This is a genomic window from Ottowia massiliensis, from assembly GCF_900240305.1.
Classification (GTDB): domain Bacteria; phylum Pseudomonadota; class Gammaproteobacteria; order Burkholderiales; family Burkholderiaceae_C; genus Ottowia; species Ottowia massiliensis.
The window spans coordinates 1,638,934-1,657,335 of sequence record NZ_LT964854.1; the positions used below are offsets into that span (position 1 = coordinate 1,638,934).

At 67.1% G+C, this 18,402-nt stretch carries 16 protein-coding genes; 13 read left to right on the plus strand and 3 right to left on the minus strand.

Translation table 11 applies throughout. The annotated features are described in order from the left end of the window. The first annotated feature begins 84 nt into the window (after positions 1-84). Complete coding sequence (locus C1720_RS07410; RefSeq protein WP_050714935.1) at positions 85-717, plus strand: NYN domain-containing protein; 633 nt, start codon at positions 85-87, stop codon at positions 715-717. Between the two features lie 469 nt (positions 718-1,186). Next, positions 1,187-2,299, plus strand: coding sequence for a 3-deoxy-7-phosphoheptulonate synthase (locus tag C1720_RS07415; RefSeq protein WP_102283766.1), 1,113 nt, complete (start codon positions 1,187-1,189; stop codon positions 2,297-2,299). Positions 2,300-2,457: 158 nt separating this feature from the next. Here C1720_RS07415 and C1720_RS07420 read toward each other — a convergent pair whose 3' ends face one another. Beyond that, positions 2,458-3,531, minus strand: a complete 1,074-nt coding sequence (locus tag C1720_RS07420; protein WP_102283767.1) for a helix-turn-helix transcriptional regulator — start codon at positions 3,529-3,531, stop codon at positions 2,458-2,460. Positions 3,532-3,672: 141 nt separating this feature from the next. Here C1720_RS07420 and C1720_RS14505 point away from each other — a divergent pair, with 141 nt between their 5' ends. The 3 genes from C1720_RS14505 to C1720_RS14245 all read left to right on the plus strand — a co-directional run bounded on the left by C1720_RS14505 (position 3,673) and on the right by C1720_RS14245 (position 9,800). Continuing rightward, positions 3,673-5,826: a TonB-dependent receptor gene (locus C1720_RS14505; protein ID WP_102283768.1), complete on the plus strand. Its 2,154-nt coding sequence runs from the start codon at positions 3,673-3,675 to the stop codon at positions 5,824-5,826. A 19-nt stretch (positions 5,827-5,845) separates the two neighbouring features. Further along, positions 5,846-7,147, plus strand: coding sequence for an MFS transporter (locus tag C1720_RS07430; protein WP_102283769.1), 1,302 nt, complete (start codon positions 5,846-5,848; stop codon positions 7,145-7,147). Positions 7,148-7,379: 232 nt separating this feature from the next. Next, positions 7,380-9,800 (plus strand): ABC transporter ATP-binding protein, encoded by a 2,421-nt coding sequence (locus C1720_RS14245; protein ID WP_102284569.1) that lies wholly within the window; start codon positions 7,380-7,382, stop codon positions 9,798-9,800. Positions 9,801-9,984: 184 nt separating this feature from the next. Here C1720_RS14245 and C1720_RS07440 read toward each other — a convergent pair whose 3' ends face one another. Beyond that, a complete protein-coding gene (locus C1720_RS07440) occupies positions 9,985-11,430 on the minus strand; it encodes a TIGR03862 family flavoprotein (RefSeq protein WP_102283770.1) in 1,446 nt (481 codons plus the stop codon). Here C1720_RS07440 and C1720_RS12925 point away from each other — a divergent pair. Further along, positions 11,429-11,758 (plus strand): hypothetical protein, encoded by a 330-nt coding sequence (locus C1720_RS12925; protein WP_146006909.1) that lies wholly within the window; start codon positions 11,429-11,431, stop codon positions 11,756-11,758. The two genes, C1720_RS07440 and C1720_RS12925, sit on opposite strands and share 2 nt — an antisense overlap. Before the next feature lie 174 nt (positions 11,759-11,932). Here C1720_RS12925 and purB read toward each other — a convergent pair whose 3' ends face one another. Continuing rightward, the gene (gene purB, locus C1720_RS07445) at positions 11,933-13,315 is read right to left on the minus strand and encodes an adenylosuccinate lyase (protein ID WP_102284570.1); all 1,383 of its coding nucleotides are present in this window, start codon (positions 13,313-13,315) and stop codon (positions 11,933-11,935) included. A 335-nt stretch (positions 13,316-13,650) separates the two neighbouring features. Between purB and C1720_RS12930 the strand changes: the two genes are divergently transcribed. The 7 genes from C1720_RS12930 to C1720_RS07475 all read left to right on the plus strand — a co-directional run bounded on the left by C1720_RS12930 (position 13,651) and on the right by C1720_RS07475 (position 18,369). Beyond that, positions 13,651-14,007 carry a hypothetical protein gene (locus tag C1720_RS12930; protein ID WP_146006910.1) on the plus strand — a complete coding sequence of 119 codons (357 nt, stop codon included), beginning with the start codon at positions 13,651-13,653 and terminating at the stop codon, positions 14,005-14,007. Next, positions 13,991-14,821 carry an ABC transporter ATP-binding protein gene (locus C1720_RS07450; protein ID WP_050714932.1) on the plus strand — a complete coding sequence of 277 codons (831 nt, stop codon included), beginning with the start codon at positions 13,991-13,993 and terminating at the stop codon, positions 14,819-14,821. Before C1720_RS12930 ends, C1720_RS07450 begins: the two co-directional genes overlap by 17 nt. Continuing rightward, on the plus strand, positions 14,818-15,600 hold the full coding sequence (mlaE, locus tag C1720_RS07455) for a lipid asymmetry maintenance ABC transporter permease subunit MlaE (RefSeq protein WP_050714931.1): 783 nt from the start codon (positions 14,818-14,820) through the stop codon (positions 15,598-15,600). The genes C1720_RS07450 and mlaE overlap by 4 nt, the downstream gene beginning before the upstream one ends. 20 nt (positions 15,601-15,620) lie before the next feature. Continuing rightward, positions 15,621-16,091: an outer membrane lipid asymmetry maintenance protein MlaD gene (gene mlaD, locus C1720_RS07460; RefSeq protein WP_050714930.1), complete on the plus strand. Its 471-nt coding sequence runs from the start codon at positions 15,621-15,623 to the stop codon at positions 16,089-16,091. Positions 16,092-16,098: 7 nt separating this feature from the next. Further along, entirely contained in the window at positions 16,099-16,905 is an 807-nt protein-coding gene (locus C1720_RS07465; protein WP_102283771.1) for an MlaA family lipoprotein, read from the plus strand. A 511-nt stretch (positions 16,906-17,416) separates the two neighbouring features. Continuing rightward, positions 17,417-18,085, plus strand: coding sequence for an MlaC/ttg2D family ABC transporter substrate-binding protein (locus C1720_RS07470; RefSeq protein ID WP_050714928.1), 669 nt, complete (start codon positions 17,417-17,419; stop codon positions 18,083-18,085). An 8-nt stretch (positions 18,086-18,093) separates the two neighbouring features. Beyond that, entirely contained in the window at positions 18,094-18,369 is a 276-nt protein-coding gene (locus C1720_RS07475) for an STAS domain-containing protein (RefSeq protein ID WP_050716395.1), read from the plus strand. Positions 18,370-18,402 lie beyond the last annotated feature (33 nt).

The following is an 18,402-nucleotide window of genomic DNA, read 5'->3' on the forward strand; positions in this document are numbered from 1 at the left end:
CATTCAAGGCCGGGAATGTGAATTTCCCGGCCTTGGTTTTTCTGGCTCATTCCAAACCATAAACCCGGCAAATCCCCAAAAGAGATGAAAACCAAACCAAGCTCCATGATCCGTATTGGCATTTTTTACGACGGCACCTTTTTCTGGCGCATCAGCAACCATTACAAACACCGCCACGAGCGCAGCAGCTACCTTTCGATAGACGGGCTGCACGACTTCATTCGCGCGCGCGTGGCCAGGCTGGAAACGGACGGCAACGCCGACCTTTGCAAAATCACCGAAGCACACTTTTTCAGGGGCCGCTTTTCGCTCAAATCCGTGCAGGCCATGAAAGACCCGGTCAAGCAATTGGAAGTGGACCGCTTTCAGGACCAGATCCTGATGCACTCCAGCATCGTGGCGCACTATCACCCCATGAACGAGGCGCTGGATCCGCCCGAAGAAAAAGGCATCGACGTCTGGATGGCGCTGGAAGCCTATGACCTGGCCGCGCACAAGAACCTGGATGTGGTGGTGCTCGTCTCGGGCGATTCGGACTTCGTGCCGCTCATTCGCAAGCTCAACGGCCTGGGCACGCGCGTGATGGTGGTGGCCGTGAACCTGGAAGGCTCCGCCAAAACCTCGCAAAAGCTCATGGACGAGGCGTCCTACACCCTCATGCTCTCCGAAGAAATCGACGTGCAGACCGATCCCAGGGTGGAAGGGCTGTTCCGCTGACTTGCGGCGCGCAAGAGCTTGCTCAAAGTCCGCCCGTGAGCGCGAAAAGCGCTGCTTCGGGCGCTTCGAATCAATGCAGAAAAAGAGAGCAAATTGAGCAGCCCGAAAATAGGCGCCTGCGCTTATTCCACTAGGACCTGATGCTATGGATAAAAGAGCGAATTCGACCCTGTCCTTTTCTTCTGCCAGCCCTTGGCTCTTTGCCTCCCGGCCCCTGTTCAGCGTCTGGCCATGAGCAGGGCAGGGGGCTGCCGTCGGTGTGCTAGAGTCCGCCGCCTATGACTTTCAGCCGCGCTTTCTGGTTTTGGTTCTGGTTTTCTCTGTCCCCGGCGGACGAGAGGCTGGCCTGTTGCTGAAAGCGCGCCGCAAAGCTTCCCGATCACATTCACCCGAAACCGCCGGAGCCTCACAAGCCCGGCGGTTTTTTCATGTCCATTCCATCCATTCACGTTTTGCAAGGAGAACCACGATGCCCCGCAATGCCCCGTCCTGGCGTTTGCCCTACGAGAAAACCGGCCCGACTGACGACGAACGCATCAAGGACATTGCCATGCTGCCCCCGCCCGAACACCTGATCCGCTTTTTTCCCATCAACGGCACGCACGCCGAAACCCTGGTGGCCGCCACGCGCGAGCGCACGAGCCGCATCATGCGGGGCGCGGATGACCGGCTGCTCGTGGTCATCGGCCCCTGCTCCATTCACGACCCCGCCGCCGCGCTGGACTACGCCCGCCGCCTCCAGCCGCTGCGCGAGCGCCACGCTGGCGCGCTGGAAATCGTGATGCGCGTGTACTTTGAAAAGCCGCGCACCACCGTCGGCTGGAAAGGGCTGATCAACGACCCGTATCTGGACGAGAGCTGCCGCATCGACGAGGGCCTGCGCATTGCGCGCCAGCTGCTGCTGGACATCAACCGCCTGGGCATGCCCGCCGCCAGCGAGTTTTTGGACGTGATTTCGCCGCAATACATTGGCGATCTCATCAGCTGGGGCGCCATTGGCGCGCGCACCACCGAAAGCCAGGTGCACCGCGAGCTGGCCAGCGGTCTTTCAGCGCCCATCGGCTTCAAGAACGGCACTGACGGCAACGTGAAAATCGCCATCGACGCCGTGCAGGCCGCCTCGCGCGGACACCACTTTCTCTCCGTAGGCAAGAGCGGGCAGGTCGCCATCGTGCACACCCAGGGCAACCCCGACTGCCACCTCATCCTGCGCGGCGGCAAGCAGCCCAACTACGACGACGCCAGCGTGCAGGCCGCCTGCCAGCAGCTGGCCGCCGCCGGCCTGCCCGAAACGCTCATGGTCGATTGCAGCCACGCCAACAGCAGCAAGCAGTACGAAAAGCAGCTGGATGTGGCGCACGACCTGGCCCGCCAGATCAGCGCAGGCTCGCGCCGCATCAGCGGCGTGATGCTGGAAAGCAACCTGCGCGCCGGCGCGCAGAAATTCACTCCCGGCCAGGACGACCCCGCCACCCTCGAATACGGCCAGAGCATCACCGACGCCTGCCTGGGCTGGGACGATTCCGAGGCGCTCATCAACGTGCTGGCCGAAGCCGTGCAGGCGCGGCGCGCGCGAGCCTGAAAGAGGTGCAGCAGCTCCAAAAAGAGAAGCGGATTCAAGCCAAGAAAAACGCCTTCTGCGCCCGTACTGCCAGGACCTCATGCTATTGACAAGGGAGCAAGATACCCTTGCCCGTCTGCCAACAGCCTGCGCTGGCTTGCCATGAAGCGCCGGGGCGCCTAGCCGGGCGCTCCGCCGGGTTCTGGCGGCTCTGGCACGTCTTCCCCGCCGCCGGGCCGCACCTGCGAAGGCAGGCAGCCGTGCGCCAGGCGGAAGGCGCGGGCGAAGTGGCTTTTGTTGCGGTAGCCCACGTGGCGCGCTACCTCATGCACCGGCTGGCAGCCCTGCTCCAGCAGCGCCAGCGCCTGCTCCATGCGCTGCTGGCGCACGTAGGCGGCAATGCCCATGCCCGTGCATTCGCGAAAACCGCTTTTGAGATAGCACTCGTTCAGGCCCACGCGCCGCGCCAGCGCGCTGATGGAAAAGTCATCCGCCGGATGGGCGCGGATGAGGTCGATGGCGTCATGCACCGCGCGGCGATGGCGGCCCTGCGGCCCGCCTGCCGGCCTTTCATGCGGCATGTCCAGCCACGCACCCAGTATCGCCAGCGCCAGCCCCTCGATTTGCAGGCGCTGCGCCAGCGCGGGCGGCTGCGTGGTCAGCAGCGCCTGAAGCCGTATGGCCGCGCGCGTGACAAAGCCTGACAGGCGGCTGGCCCGGTAACCCTCCGCCTGATGGCGGGCCAGCAGGTAGCCCTCGATGCGCCGCGCCGCCATGCTGCCGGGCGCATCGGCCAGCCAGCGCTCCAGCAAGGCGGCGCTGGCCGCAACATGGCATTGCGAGACCGCGCCCGCCAGCAGGGTGCTTTGCCGCCACTGGATCGGGCCGTTCTGGCTCCATACCTTGCCCTGTGCGCCGCTATCGTGCCGCCGCCCGCACCCGTCCACCCATGAAAAGCCGCCTGCCAGCTGCGCGTTCAGGCCCAGGCAGGGGGCGTATTTCTCGTCTTGCCGGTTGTGGCGCGTGATGCTCTGGCGCAGCTGCCCCTGCATCGCGCAGGCCAGCAGTCCGCCGCCAAAACTCTGGGCGGCTACCGTGCCGCTGTCTATCGCGGGCGAGGCGCAGCGCGCGCCAATGTGCAGGCGCTGCCTGTCAATCTGAACAGCGCCAGATGCCTGGCCTGCGCCGGTCCACGCCGCCGCGTGGCGCGTGAAGGTGTCGAAAAGTTCTTTTCCTGAAGAGCTGGCTGTCATTGCCTGTAAAGCCTTTGGTTTGCGGGTGATTTTTGTCAGGAGGCGCGCCGCAAGAATTTCCGGAACGGGGCCGTGATTCCTGAATGGAGCCTGGCAATTCAACAAGAATCGCTTGCATTGTGCGCAAAGGAGTATCCGCCCATGTCATTTGCTTTCAATTTCTGCCGTGACAACCCGATGGCGCCACGCCGGCTGGCGCTGGCGGCCTGCCTGGCCTGCGCAGCCGTGGCGGCGCAGGCTGCCGAGGCCGCCGCTGGCGAAAGGCGCAAGACCGCGCCCGCCGCCGAAGCGGCCACGCTGCCCGCCGTGACGGTGCAGGCGCGGCGTGAGGAAGAAAAGGCCAAGGATCTGCCCTTTACCGTCAATGTCATCAACGATGCGGCGCTGGAAGAGCGGCGCCTGAGCAGCCTGGAAGACGTGCTGCGCGGCACGCCGGGCGTGGAGGTCAATTCCTGGGGCGACGCGGGAAGCGCCAATGTGCGCATACGCGGCGTCGGCTCGCTTTTCCAGTCGGGCATGGATGACAGCTCGGTGGTAGTGAACGTGGACGGCGTCGCCGCCAGCGTGAGCCATGCGGGGCTGGGCACGCTGGATGTGGAGCAGGTGGAGGTTCTCAAAGGCCCGCAGGGCACGCTCTTTGGCCGCAGCAGCGCGGCCGGAGCCATCAACATCCGCACCCACCGTCCTGAACTGGGCCGCTGGACGGGCAGCGCGCGCGCCGAGGCGGGCAGCGACCACCAGCATCTGGCCGAAGGCGCGCTGAATGTTCCAATGGGAGAAACGCTGGCCGCGCGCCTGGCGCTGCGCCATAACGCGCAGGACTACGGCTACGACAACCGCCTGACGGGCAAGCCGGTTTCGCGCCCGGCGGATTCAGCCTGGCGCGCCAGCCTGCTGTGGCAGCCGCAGGCGGCCACTCACGTGCTGCTGCGCGCGGGGCGGCACGATGCGCGGCGCTACCAGAGCGTGATGCTGCTGCGTCCCTACGGCGAGCGCCCGGGGCAGGAGCTGGACAGCGCCGACCCGCTGGCGGGCAACCATTTCGTGATCGAGCAGCAGGCGCTGGAAGCGCAGCACGATCTGCCCTGGGCGCGGCTGACTTCCGTCACCAGCCGCCAGCGCCACCGCCTCAGCGAAAACGACCACACGGGCCGTGAGGTCATGCGCGCCTGGATGGGTATGGACGTCACCTTCCCTCTGGCCAAGCGCGAGCATGGCCACAACTGGAACCAGGAGCTGCGTCTGGCTTCCCTGCCCGGCAGCGCCGTCTTCTGGGTGGCGGGGCTGGACGTGTATCGCGCCAAATGGGGCAATGTCCAGAACCGGATGGGGCAGGGCTACGGTCATGACCTGACACACAACGCCGACGCCGCGTTTGGCGAAGCCACCTGGCCGCTGGGCGCAAGCGGCCTGAAGCTCACAGCGGGCCTGCGCCACTCGCGCGAGCGCAAGAGTTACGCGGGCGCCTACTCGGCGGGCGCAGCTCTATCCGATGCGCGCAGCCTGCGCGAGCGCCACACCACGGGCCGCGCAGGCCTGTCATGGGCGCTCACGCCGCAAACCAGCCTCTACGCCACGCTGGCGCGCGGCAGCAAGGCAGGCGGCTTCAATGGAAACGCCACGCAACCCGCCGACAGCGCGCCCTACCGCCCCGGCAAGGTGGACAGCCTGGAGCTGGGCGCCAAGCACGAGGGCGCCGATGGCCGCCTGCGGCTGGAAGCCGCGCTGTTTTCCAACCGCGTCAAAGACGACCATCTGCTGGCTTTTGACCCCGGCACCCAAGCCAGCTGGATGATCAACGCCAACACCCGCAGCCACGGTCTGGAGCTGAACGGCCACTGGCGCGCGGGCGCGGGCCTGACCTTCAGCGGCGGGCTGGCGTGGATCAGCGGCTCCATCCGCAGCCACGCCGTCACCAACGTGCCCGCAGGCGACGTGAACGTGGGCAACCGCCTGCCCGACGTGCCGCGCCTGTCGGCCCTGCTGGCCGTGCAGTGGCAGCGCGCGCTGCCCGCCTTCTGGGGCCTGGCCTCGCCCACGCTCAACGCGCGCCTGTCGGTGCGCCACGTGGGCAAGCGCGCCAACGACCCGCAAAACAGCTTTGATCTGGACAGCTACCGCAAAGTGGACTTGCGCGTGGGCATCGCCAGCGGCAACGCCGAGTTCTACATATGGGGCGACAACCTGGCGAACAAGCAGTACGACCTCTACGGCTACTACCTCACGCATGGGCTGGTGATCGGCGCGCCCGCGCGGGGCCGCAGCTTCGGGCTGGGGCTGGCCTACCGCTTCTGAGCGCACGAAAGAATCGCGCATGCCGGCAGCCGCCCCCGCGCCCGCCACGCCGCCGCTCACGCTACAGGAATGGGCGCTGCTCGCCAGCGCCTATCTCAGTCAATTCGTGGCTTCTGGCTTTTTCTTCATGGCGATGACGGCCATCCTGCGCGACCGGGGCGTGCCGCTGGAGCAGATTGGCTGGCTCTACATGCTGGGCATGGCGCCCGGCCTGAAGTTCTTGTGGGCGCCGCTGCTGGACCGCTATGGCTTTGGCGAGCGTGGCCACTACGGCACGTGGCTGGCGCTCATGCAGGCGCTGCTGCTGGCGACGCTGCTGTGGCTGGCAGCGCTGCCCATGCGCGAGAGCGATCCGGCGCCGCTGGCCGCCTTGCTGACAGGTTGCGCGCTCGTGTCGATATTGACTTCATGGCAGGACATCGCGGCCGACGGCCTTTCATGCCGCCTGCTCGGCCCCGCCCAGCGCGGCCTGGGCAACGCCATGCAAATGGCCTGCGGCATGCTGGGCTTTGCCGCCGGCGGCGGCGGCGTGCTGATGGCCTACGAGCGCTGGGGCTGGCAGAGCGCCATCCTGGGTCTGGCGCTGCTCAACGCCGTCACGCTGGCGCAGGCCCTGCTGTACCGCGAGCCGCCCCATGCGCGCCCGGCGCCGGAAGCGCGGCCCAGCCTGGGCGCGCAGTGGCTGCGCCTGTGGCGCTTCTGGCGGCAGCCGGGCACGGGCTGGCGCTGGGCCGCGCTGATCGCCACGGCCAATAGCGGCGTGTGCATGGCCTACATGCTGCTCACGCCCATGCTGGTGGACGCAGGCTGGAGCATGAGCAAGATCGGCGAGGTGGTGAACGTGTACGGCACGCTCATCGGATCGGCCTCCATGCTGGCTCTGGGCGCATTCATCCGGCGCTGGAGCGCGGCGCGCGCCATGCCCTGGGTGATGGCCGTGCAGGCGCTGGCCGTGGCCGCACTGGCGGCGGCGCTGCTGTTGGCGCTGGGCGATGACAGATGGGTGCTGGCGGGCGTGGCCGCCTACATGGCGCTCTACACCCCGCTGGACGTGCTGATGCCCACGCTGATGATGGGCCGCGCCAGCGCCGGTACGCCCGCCACTGATTTCTCGATGCAGCACGGCATCTACACCAGCATGGGCCTGTTCGTGGCGGGCGCGCTGGCCATGCAGGCGGCCGCTGCCTACGGTTACGGCGCGGCGCTGGTCCTGTCGCTGGCCGCCAGCGTGCTGGCGGGGCTGGCCGCGCCCTGGTTGTGGCGCAGCGCCAATGAACGGCAGGCGCGGGCGGAAAAGGCGGCAGAAGGAGCAGCCTCATGACGCCTCGGGAAAAACGGTCAAAAACGCCGCCAACGCCTGTGAAATGGGCGCTGGCAGCTATTTGTTTCATAGCGGCGGGCGGCCTTCGGGCCATAAGCGGCTCCACGGCCCGCCCGTCAGGGAGCCTGCGCGCATGAGCACACAAGACGTTTCCACGGCATCGTCCAATCCTTTGCCCAATCCTTCGCCCGGTTCATCGACCGCTGCCGCGCCGGACAACCCCTGGCGCATCATGGATCCCGTGCGCGGCCGCATCCGCTTTGCGATGGGGCTGGCCTGCGCTTCGGCGGCGCTGTCGGTGCTGGCGCTGGCGCTGGTGGCGCGCACGATTCAGGCGCTGCTGGACGCGCCCGGCCAGTGGCCCTGGCCGCCCATGCTGGCGCTGCTGGCCTGCACCGTGGCCGCCTACACGCTGCGGCTGGCCGCCTTCCGGCGCTCGCACTACGCCGCCTTCCGGCTGGAGGCGCTGCTGCGCATGCGGCTGGCCGAACACGTGGCCCGCCTGCCGCTGGGGCGCGTGCAGGCGCTGGGCGCGGGGCCGCTGGCCAAGGTGATGTTTGACGACGTGAAGGCGCTGCATGCCTTCGTGGCCGATTCCACGCCCATGTACGCCCGCGCCTACGCCGCGCCGCTCATCGCGCTGGCAGCGCTGCTGTGGCTGGACTGGCGGCTGGCGCTGGCCGCGCTGGCCGTGCCTGCGCTGGGCTTTGCCATCATGGGCGCCATCATGCGCGACACAAAAGGCATGGGCGACCGCTACGACGCCGCACGCGCGCAGGTGGCCGCCGCCGTGGTCGAGTTCGTGCAGGCCATGCCCGTGGTGCGCACGTTTGACAGCGGCAGCGCCAGCTTCGGGCGCTACCAGGCCGCGCTGGCCAAATACCTGACCGTGCTCAAGGAGTGGTACGCCAGCGTGCGCTTCACCTCGCGCTTTTCAATAGCCATTCTTTCCTCTTTGCCCACGCTGGCCGTGCTGCTGTGGCTGGGCGCGTGGCTGCTGGCGCGGCAGCGGCTGGATTTCGCCGCATGGGTGGCTGCGCTGCTCATTGGCGCAGGCGTGGCCGAGGCCATCATGCCGCTGATGGGCCTGCATCACCTGATCCGCAAAACGCGCATCAGCATCCACCGCATCCAGCAAGTGCTCGGCGAGCCGCCCCTGCCCGAGCCGCCCGCGCCTGGCGAGCAGCCGCAAGACGCCAGCGTGGCCTTTGAAAACGTCAGCTTCAGCTACGGCGCAAGCGAGGGCGATGCGGGCAACACGGGCGGTGAAGGCAAGGACGCCGCCCCCGCCCTGCAAGGCGTCAGCTTCACCGCCCCGGCAGGCAGCGTCACGGCGCTGGTCGGCCCCTCCGGCGCGGGCAAAAGCACCGTCGCGCGGCTCATTCCGCGCTTTTGGGACGCATCGCAAGGCTGCGTGCGCGTGGGCGGGGCCGACGTGCGCCGCATCGCCAGCGACACCCTCATGCAGCAAGTGGCCTTCGTCTTTCAGGACACCTTCCTCTTTGCCGACACCATTGCGGGCAACATCCGCCTGGGCTGCCCCGAAGCGACGCAGCAAGACGTGGAAAACGCCGCCCGCGCCGCGCAAGCGCACGAATTCATCAGCGAACTGCCCCAGGGCTACGACACGCTGGCTGGCGAGCGCGGCGTGTTCCTCTCGGGCGGGCAGCGCCAGCGCATCACCATTGCCCGCGCCATCTTGCAAAACCGGCCCATCCTGGTGCTGGACGAAGCCACGGCCTTTGCCGACGGCGAAAACGAAGCCGCGCTGGTGGCCGCCCTCTCAGAGCTGATGAAAGGCAAAACCGTGCTGCTGGTGGCGCACCGGCTCTCCACCGTGGAAGATGCCGACNCCCTGCTGGCCGTGCCGCCGCTGCCCCAGCTTTCGCCCGGGCAAACGCCGTTGCGCTTTGACATCGCCTTTGAAGGCATTGACTTTGCCTACGCCAGCGGCGGCCCCAAGGTGCTTTCCGGCTTTAGCGCCACGCTGCCCGCGCACAGCATGACCGCCTTCGTCGGCCCCTCGGGCGGGGGCAAAACCACCGTCACCCGCCTGCTCATGCGCCACGCCGACGCGCAAGCGGGCAGCGTGCGCATTGGCGGCGTGGACGTGCGCCACATTGCGCCCGAAACGCTCAACCGCCTGATCTCCGTCGTCTTTCAGGACGTTTACCTGTTTGACGACACCGTGCTGGCCAACATCCGCATGGCCCGCCCCGAAGCCACCGACGAAGAAGTCAGGCAGGCCGCCCGCGCCGCCCAGTGCCTGGACTTCATCGAACGCCTGCCGCAAGGCTGGCACACGCGCATCGGCGAAGCGGGCGGGCGCTTGTCGGGCGGCGAGCGCCAGCGCATCAGCATCGCACGCGCCCTGCTCAAAAACGCGCCCATCGTCGTGCTGGATGAGCCGACGGCGGCGCTGGACACCGAAAGCGAATGCGCCGTGCAGCGCGCCATTGAAACCCTGGTGCAGGAGCGCACCGTCATCGTCATCGCGCACCGCCTGTCCACCATCGTGGGCGCACGGCAAATCATCGTGATCGACCAGGGCCGCGCACTGGAAGCGGGCACGCACGAAGAGCTGCTGCAAAAAAACGGCCGCTACGCCGCCCTGTGGCGCGCCCAGCAGCAAGCCAAGCAGTGGCGGGCATAGCCCTCTGGGCGGCCTNTCATCGTGATCGACCAGGGCCGCGCACTGGAAGCGGGCACGCACGAAGAGCTGCTGCAAAAAAACGGCCGCTACGCCGCCCTGTGGCGCGCCCAGCAGCAAGCCAAGCAGTGGCGGGCATAGCCCTCTGGGCGGCCTATATTCGCTCCTGTATCCATAGCATGAGGTCCTAGAAGAATGTGCGCGAGGCAGGTTTAACACCGCCTGAATTTGCTCCTGTTTTTGTCGCTGCCTGGCTGGTGAAATCCGCTCCCGGCTCCGCTTGCAGCCAGCGGCGCATGGCCTGTCCGGCCACGTGGCCGCTGGCCAGGCAGGCGGTGAGCAGGTAGCCGCCGGTGGGCGCTTCCCAGTCCAGCATTTCGCCCGCGCAGAAAAGGCCCGGCCAGCGGCGCAGCATGAGGCCGTCTGTCAGGTGCTCCAGCCGCACGCCGCCAGCGGTGCTGATGGCTTCCTGCACGGGGCGGGGGGCGGTCAGGCGCACGGGCAGGGCCTTGATGGCGGCGGCCAGCCCGGCGGCTTCGCTTTCGCTGCCCGTCCGCAGGGCGGCGCGGGGCAGCAGCTCGTGCAGCAAGGCGGTTTTGATGGCGTCCAGCCGGAGTTTTTTGCGCAGGTGGCTGGCCAGGCTCTGGCTGCCGCGCGGCGCGAGCAGGGCGGCCTGCACCTGGGCGGCGCTGAGGGCGGGCAGCAGATCCAGCCAGAAGACGGCGTGGCCGTGGGCGGCGATGGTTTCGCGCAGCAGGGCGCTGGCGGCGTAGATGAGACTGCCTTCCACGCCGGTGGCAGTGACCACGAATTCACCCTGGCGCTCAAACAGCGCCGCGCCTTGCGGGCCTGTGCCGGGGGCCGTGACGCGCAGGGCCACGGATTTGAGCGGCTGGCCCGCAAAGCGCTGCGCGAAATAGGGCGACCAGCCGGAGCCGCCGGGGCCTGCCGCGTCAAATCCGCAGTTGGCCGGGCGCAGGGGGGCGATGAGATCCGTCACGCCGGGCGCGGCCAGCCAGCGTGTCCACGCGCCGTCCGATCCCAGGCGCGGCCAGCTCGCGCCGCCCAGCGCCAGCAGGCCCGCGCTGGCTTGCACGCAGCGCGCGCCGTCAGGCGTTTCCAGGCGGAAGATGACGCCCGCGCCCGCCTGGCCAGGCCCTTCCGGCGCGGCGGGCCGCGCGCCCACGCAGCGGTGGCGCATGTGCAGGCGCACGGGCGCGCCGCCGCTGGCGGGCTGGCGCAGGCGGTGCAGCCAGGCGCGCAGCAGGGGGGCGGCTTTCATTTCTTGCGGAAAAACGCGGCCCGATGTGCCCACGAAGGTGGCCACGCCCAGCGCCGCCGCCCACTCGCGCACGGCCTGCGGGCCAAAGGCTTGCAGCCAGGCGGCTGCTTCGGCCTGCCGCGCGCCGTAGCGGCGGATGAAGGCGGGCAGCGGCTCGCTGTGCGTGAGGTTCAGCCCGCCTTTGCCCGCCAGCAGGAATTTGCGGCCAGCGGAGGGCATGGCGTCAAACACGTCCACAGGCACGCCCGCCTGCGACAGCACTTGCGCCGCCATCAGCCCCGCCGGGCCGGCGCCGATGATGGCGGCGGTCACGCGGGCGGCGGGCGCGGCGGCGTCAGGCGCGCCGGTCATGGGCGGTTTTCACTTTCATGGCGATGGCGAGGGGGCTGCGGGCGAGTGGTTTTCATCAGAAAAAGGAGCAAATTTAGAGGGCTTCAAAACGGCGCTTGCGCAGATTCCACTAGGACCTCGTGCTATTGGTTCGGTAGCAGATTCAAGCCTTTTACCCTTCCTTTTCCGGGCCTGCGCGGGCGCGCTGGCTTGCGGGCGCTTCAGGCTTTCGCTTTTGGCTTTCTCTGGCCGCTTTTCCCCTGCGGGAGAAGCTCGGGAAAAGGGAGGGACAGCTTCTTTGGAACAGCGCTGGCGCCGCGCATGGCGTGCTCTTGCGGCCAGATTTTGAACAGGCTCTCGAAAACAGGAGCGGATTCAATGGCCTGAAAACGGCTCCAGCGCCCATTCCGCCGGGACTTCATGCTACGAATCGAGGAGCAAGATAAACGCTTTTTCAGGTGGCGCTGCTCTGGTCAGCCAGAGCCGCGCGCCCATGACGGCTGCGGTCTGCGCGGCGGCGCGTTCAGACGCGCCGCGCCAGCTCGGCGGCCTTGCCGGTGTAGCGGGCGGGAGTGAGGGCGAGCAGGCGCGCTTTTTCGGCGGCGGGAATGTCCAGTTCGTTGATGAGCGCGTGCAGCGCCTCGCGCGTGACGTGCTGGCCGCGCGTGGCGGCCTTGAGCTTTTCATACGCGCCGGGCACGCCAAAGCGGCGCATCACGGTCTGGATGGGTTCGGCCAGCACTTCCCAGGCGGCGTCCAGATCGGCCTCCAGCGCGGGGGCGTTCAGCTCCAGCTTGTTCAGGCCCGCAAGCAGCGACTGGCAGGCCAGCACGGCGTAGCCCAGCGCCACGCCCATGTTGCGCAGCACGGTGGAATCGGTCAGATCGCGCTGCCAGCGGCTGATGGGCAGCTTTTCGGCCAGGTGACGCAGCAGCGCGTTGGCCAGGCCCAGGTTGCCTTCGGCGTTTTCAAAGTCGATGGGATTGACTTTGTGCGGCATGGTGCTGGAGCCGATTTCGCCCGCCTTGAGCTTTTGCTTGAAGTAGCCCAGGCTGATGTAGCCCCAGATGTCGCGGCAGGCGTCGATCAGGATGGTGTTGGCGCGCGCCACGGCGTCGAACAGCTCGGCCATGTAGTCGTGCGGCTCGATCTGGATGCTGTAGGGCTGAAACGCCAGGCCCAGGCCTTGCGGGGCGGGCTGTTCGATCACGCGGCGGCTGAAGGCTTCCCAGTCGAAATCAGGCCAGGCGGCCAGGTGCGCGTTGTAGTTGCCCACGGCCCCGTTCATCTTGGCCAGCAGCCGCACGCCGGCCACGCGTTCGCGCGCAGCGGCCAGGCGGGCGGCGATGTTCGCCAGCTCCTTGCCCACGGTGGTGGGGCTGGCCGTTTGCCCGTGCGTGCGGCTGAGCATGGGCTGCGCCGCGTGCTCATGCGCCAGATCGCGCAGGCGCGCCAGCACGGCATCCAGCCCTTGCAGCCAGATGTCGCGCCCGGCCTGCAATTGCAGCGCGTGGCTGGTGTTGTTGATGTCTTCGCTGGTGCAGGCAAAGTGAACGAATTCGGCCGCCGCCAGCAGCGCGGGGCGGCCCGCGAAGCGGCTTTTGATCCAGTATTCGACGGCTTTGACGTCGTGGTTGGTTTCTTTTTCCTTGTCTTTGATGGCTTGCGCGTCGGCTTCGCTGAAGTTGCGCACGAGCGCCAGCAAAAAGGCGCGGTCGTCAGCGGGCAGCGGGGCGAATTCGGCAAAGCCTGCGTCCGAGAGGGCGATGAACCACGTCAGCTCCACTTGCACGCGGCGCTGCATGTAGCCAAATTCGCTCATCACGGGCCGCAGCGCGGCCAGTTTGGCGGCGTAGCGGCCATCCAGCGGAGAAAGGGCGGTGAGGGAAGAAAGGGCGTTTTGCATGGGGCGCGGATTGTAGGAGCCGCCCCCTGAAAACAAGGCCGGGCAAAAACCGCCCCGGAAACCGCCCAGACCGGGACGGCGCAAAAAAAAGAGAAAAGGCTGCCAGGCGACCCGGAGCGAAAGGAGGAGGGAGGAGGAAATGCCACTCCGGGTTTGCAGCGCCCCTCGGAGGAAACGCCGTGCGGGCCTGGCAGCTTGAAAAGCGAAGCAAAAGCGCGAAGCAAAAGTGCGAAGCAAAAGTGCAATGGGCCTGGCTCAGGACTTGTCCACGCCATTCAGACCCGCGAGTATCGGCCCAAAAAGCGGCGCGGGCGTGAGAAAGAGTAAACGGCTCAATGCTTTATGCAGAAGGCAATTTGCAGCCTGGCGTTTATATGAGCGCCATTCATATTCACGCAAAAATGCCATCCGGCCCGGCTGTTTGGGCCGGTTTATTTGGCATGAAGGTATTTATGCAAACGCCTGCCGCAAGCGCTTCAATGCCTCGAAAAGCCGCTCTTTTTCGCAGCAGGCGCCCAAGGGAAAATCTCGTATCGTGCCCGGCCTCGATTTTTTGGGGCCGGCTGGCCGCTGCTTTCGCCCGCAGGCTTTCTGGCTCTTTGCCAGGCGGCATTCCTCATGCCTTGCGCGGAATGCCTTTTTCGCCCTTTCCCTGTCTCTCGCCTTCACCTGCCCATGCCAGAAACCTCTGAAACGCCCCAGGCCGCCAGCGGCGCGCTGGTGGAGCTGCGCGATGTGGTGTTCGGTTATGGCCAGCGCGTGGTGCTCGACGGCATGTCGCTGACCGTGCCGCGCGGCAAGGTAACGGCGCTCATGGGCGCTTCCGGCGGCGGCAAGACGACGGTGCTGCGCCTGATTGGCGGGCAGCAGCGCGCGCAGTCGGGCCAGGTGCTGTTTGACGGGCGCGATGTGGGCGGCATGGGCCAGGCGCGGCTTTACGCCACGCGGCGGCGCATGGGCATGCTGTTTCAGTTCGGGGCGCTGTTCACGGATTTGTCGGTGTTTGAAAACGTGGCTTTCCCCTTGCGCGAGCACACCGATTTGCCGCCCGCGCTGATTCGCGACATCGTGCTGATGAAGCTGGATGCCGTGGGCCTGCGCGGCGCGCGCGATTTGATGCCCGCCGAAATTTCCGGCGGCATGGCGCGGCGCGTGGCGCTGGCGCGCGCCATCGCGCTGGACCCGGAGCTGGTGATGTATGACGAGCCGTTTGCCGGGCTGGACCCGATTTCGCTGGGTACGGCAGCGCGCCTGATTCGCCAGCTCAATGACGCGCTGGGCATCACCAGCCTCGTCGTCTCGCACGATGTGGACGAAACCTTCCGCATTGCCGACCGCGTGCTCATTCTGGCCAATGGCCGCGTGGCCGCCGAAGGCACGCCCGATGAAGTGCGCGGCAGCGCCGATCCGCTGGTGCGCCAGTTCATCCGCGCCGAGCCTGATGGCCCTGTGCATTTTCACTACCCCGGCCCCAGCGCCGAGCAAGACTACGGAGCGCTGGCATGAAGGGGCTGCATCCCGCCCGCGTGGGCTACGCCGCGCGCCGCCTGCTGGCCGATCTGGGCCGTGCGGCGCGCCTGTTTTGGCGGCTGCTGGCGCTGGCCGGGCCGGCGCTGCGGCGCTTCGCGCTGGTGCGCGACCAGATTCACTTTCTGGGCAACCACTCGCTGGCCATCATCGCCGTCTCGGGCCTGTTCGTGGGCTTTGTGCTGGCGCTTCAGGGCTACAACATCCTCCAGCGCTACGGCTCGGCAGAGGCTGTGGGGCTGATGGTGGCGCTGTCGCTTGTGCGCGAACTGGGGCCGGTGGTGACGGCGCTGCTGTTTGCCGGGCGCGCGGGCACCTCGCTCACGGCAGAAATCGGGCTGATGAAGGCGGGCGAGCAGCTTTCGGCGATGGAGATGATGGCCATTGACCCCGTGCGCCGCATCCTCGCGCCGCGCTTTTGGGCGGGCGTCATCGTCATGCCGCTGCTGGCGGCCGTGTTCAATGCCGTCGGCATTCTGGGCGGCTGGGTGGTGAGCGTGCCCATGATTGGCGTGGACCCCGGCATGTTCTGGAGCCAGATGCAAGGCGGCGTGAGCGTGTGGGCGGACCTGGGCAACGGCATCGTCAAAAGCGTGGTATTCGGCGTGACCGTCACCTTCGTGGCCCTGCTGCAAGGCTACGCCGCCCGCCCCACGGCCGAAGGCGTGGCCCGCGCCACCACGCGCACCGTCGTCATGGCCTCGCTGCTGGTGCTGGGGCTGGACTTCGTGCTCACCGCATTCATGTTCAGTCTTTGAGAAAAAAGGAAAAACGCCTCATGGAGCGCTCCAAAAACGATGTCTGGGTGGGCCTGTTCGTGCTCATCGGCGCGGCCGCCCTCGTCTTTCTGGCCCTGCAATCGGCCAATTTGCTGAGCCTGAACTGGCAGCCCACCTACCGCGTCACCGCGCTGTTTGACAACATCGGCGGCCTCAAACCCAAGGCCGCCGTGCGCAGCGCGGGCGTGCTCGTGGGCCGCGTGGCCGACATCCGCTTTGACGACCAGCGCTTTCAGGCGCAAGTCACGCTGGAGATGGACACGCGCTACCACTTTCCCAAAGACAGCTCGCTGAAAGTGCTCACCAGCGGCCTGCTGGGCGAGCAATACATCGGCGTGGAAGCGGGCGCTTCGGAAGAAAACCTGGCAGCGGGCGACGTGGTCAAGTCCACCCAAAGCGCCGTCGTGCTTGAAAACGTCATCAGCCAGTTCCTCTACAACAGCGCCGCCGACGGCGGCGACAAAAAGTAAAACGCCCATGAAGACCCACGCCCGCACCCTGTGCAAGCTGGCCGCAGCCAGCGTGGCCCTGGCCTTGTCGGCCTGCGCCAGCGCCCCCGGCGGCAACCCGCACGATCCCTGGGAAAACTACAACCGCTCCATGACGCGCTTTAACACCGCTGTGGACGATGCCGTCATGCGTCCCGTGGCCACGGCCTACCAGAAGGCCATGCCGCAGCCCGTGCGCACCGGGGTTGGCAACTTCTTCGACAACCTCTCCGACGTCTGGTCCTTCGTCAATAACGTGCTGCAAGCCAAGCCGGAGCGGGCGCTGCACTCCTTCTGGCGCGTCATCGTCAATACCACCATCGGCTTGGGCGGCGTGCTCGACCCCGCCAGCGAAATGCGCATCCGCCGCTACCGCGAAGACTTCGGACAGACCCTGGCCTGGTGGGGCGTGCCGCCCGGCCCCTACTTCGTGGTGCCGCTGCTTGGCCCCTCCACCCTGCGCGACGCGCTCAGCATGCCCGCCGACTACTACGGCAACCCGCGCGCCCACGTCCACAACATCCGCTTGCGCAACAGCCTGGCTGCGCTGAGCTTCGTGGATGCGCGCTCGCGCCTGCTCGGCGTGGAAGACGTGCTCAGCGGCGCATCCATTGACGACTACGCCTTCACCCGCGACGCCTGGCTGCAAAAGCGCCGCAACGACGTGTACGACGGCAACCCGCCAGCCGAACCGGGCCAGGATGACGGCTACCCCGACTACGACAACCCTGACGCTACCCCCGCAGCCCAGCCCGATGCCGCCCCAGCCAGCCAGGCGGATGGCGGCGCGCCATAAACCGGCTGCTGGATGGAGCCGCCCCAAACCACCCTGTCCGCGCCTGCAAGAGGCCAGCGAAAAGACGGCAGAAAGCGGCAAATTTTGCTCCTTAATCCGTAGCATTAGGTCCTAGAAGAGCTTGCGCAACCACTGTTTTTTGCCAGCCTGAATTTGCTCCTTTTTTGATAAGCCCCCGCACCTTCGTATCCCTTGCCAGAGAACCTGCTCGCAGCCTGTTCGCGGGCGCAAAAGTGCGGAGAGCCGGGTGGTCTTGGGCCATGCAGCTCGTCTCAATTCGCCGCCCCTTGCGGCCGGCGGCAAACAAGCGTTGCGCCCGCGTCCGTCAGCGATCCGGATGGCTGCTCTGAACTGAAGCCATGACGCCCGCGCGGCTCCTGGCGGCTGCGGGCCACTTCTTTCGCAGACACTTTGTAACCGGCTGCGCCAGCGCGCGCCGCCAATCTGCATTCCAATACGCCCCCTGCCCGCCGCCCTTCTGGCGGCGCACCATGAAACGAAGGGAACCCTCATGCAAAACAACACCCCGCTCTCCGCCCTGCCGCGCCGCGCCCTGCTGCTGGGCGCGCCCGCCCTGGCCGCCACGCTGGCGCTGGGCCTGCCCGCCGCCCGCGCCGCTGGCGAAACGCCGGATGCCTGGATTGGCCGCCTCTCGCAGGAAGTGCTGCAAACCATCAAGGCCGACAAGGCCATGCAGGCAGGCGACATAGACCGTCTCATGCAGCTGGTGGACGAAAAAATCATGCCCAACATCAACTTCCGCCGCATGACGGCTTCTGCCGTCGGCCCCGGCTGGCGGCAGGCCAGCGAGGCGCAGCGCAAGCGGCTGGAGCAGGAATTCAAGATGCTGCTGGTGCGCACCTATGCGGGCGCGCTCAAGAAGGTGAAGGACCAGACCTTCGACATCCGCCCCATGCCCTCCAAGGCTGCGGGAGACGACGAAATCACCGTGCGCACCCTGATCCAAAGCAGCGGCGGCAGCGAGCCAGTGCAGCTGGACTACCGCCTTGAAAAGGCCCCCGGCAGCAGCTCCGGCTGGAAGATTTACGACCTCAACATCATGGGCGTATGGCTCATCGCCAACTACCGGCCCCAGTTCTCGCAGCAGGTCAATCAAAGCGGCATCGACGGCCTGATCGCCTCGCTCGTCGAGCGCAACAAGAGCAACGCCGCCAAGTGAGCGCTGACATGCTGGTGCTGCCCGCCGAACTCACCCACAAGCAGGCCGCCGCCTGCCTTGTGATGCTGCGCCAGGCCACCCACACCGCTGGCGAACAGACCGTGGTGGCCGACGCTTCAGCCCTCACGCAGTTTGACTCTTCAGCCCTGGCCGTGCTGCTCGAATGCCGCCGCAGCTGCCTGCTGGAAGGCAAGCGCTTCGCCGTCCACGGCATGCCCGCCCGCCTGGCCGAGCTGGCCCGCCTGTACGGCGTGGCCGCCCTGCTGCCGCCCGCCGCCGCCTGAGAACCTGTTCAAAATCTGTCCATGGGGGCGGCA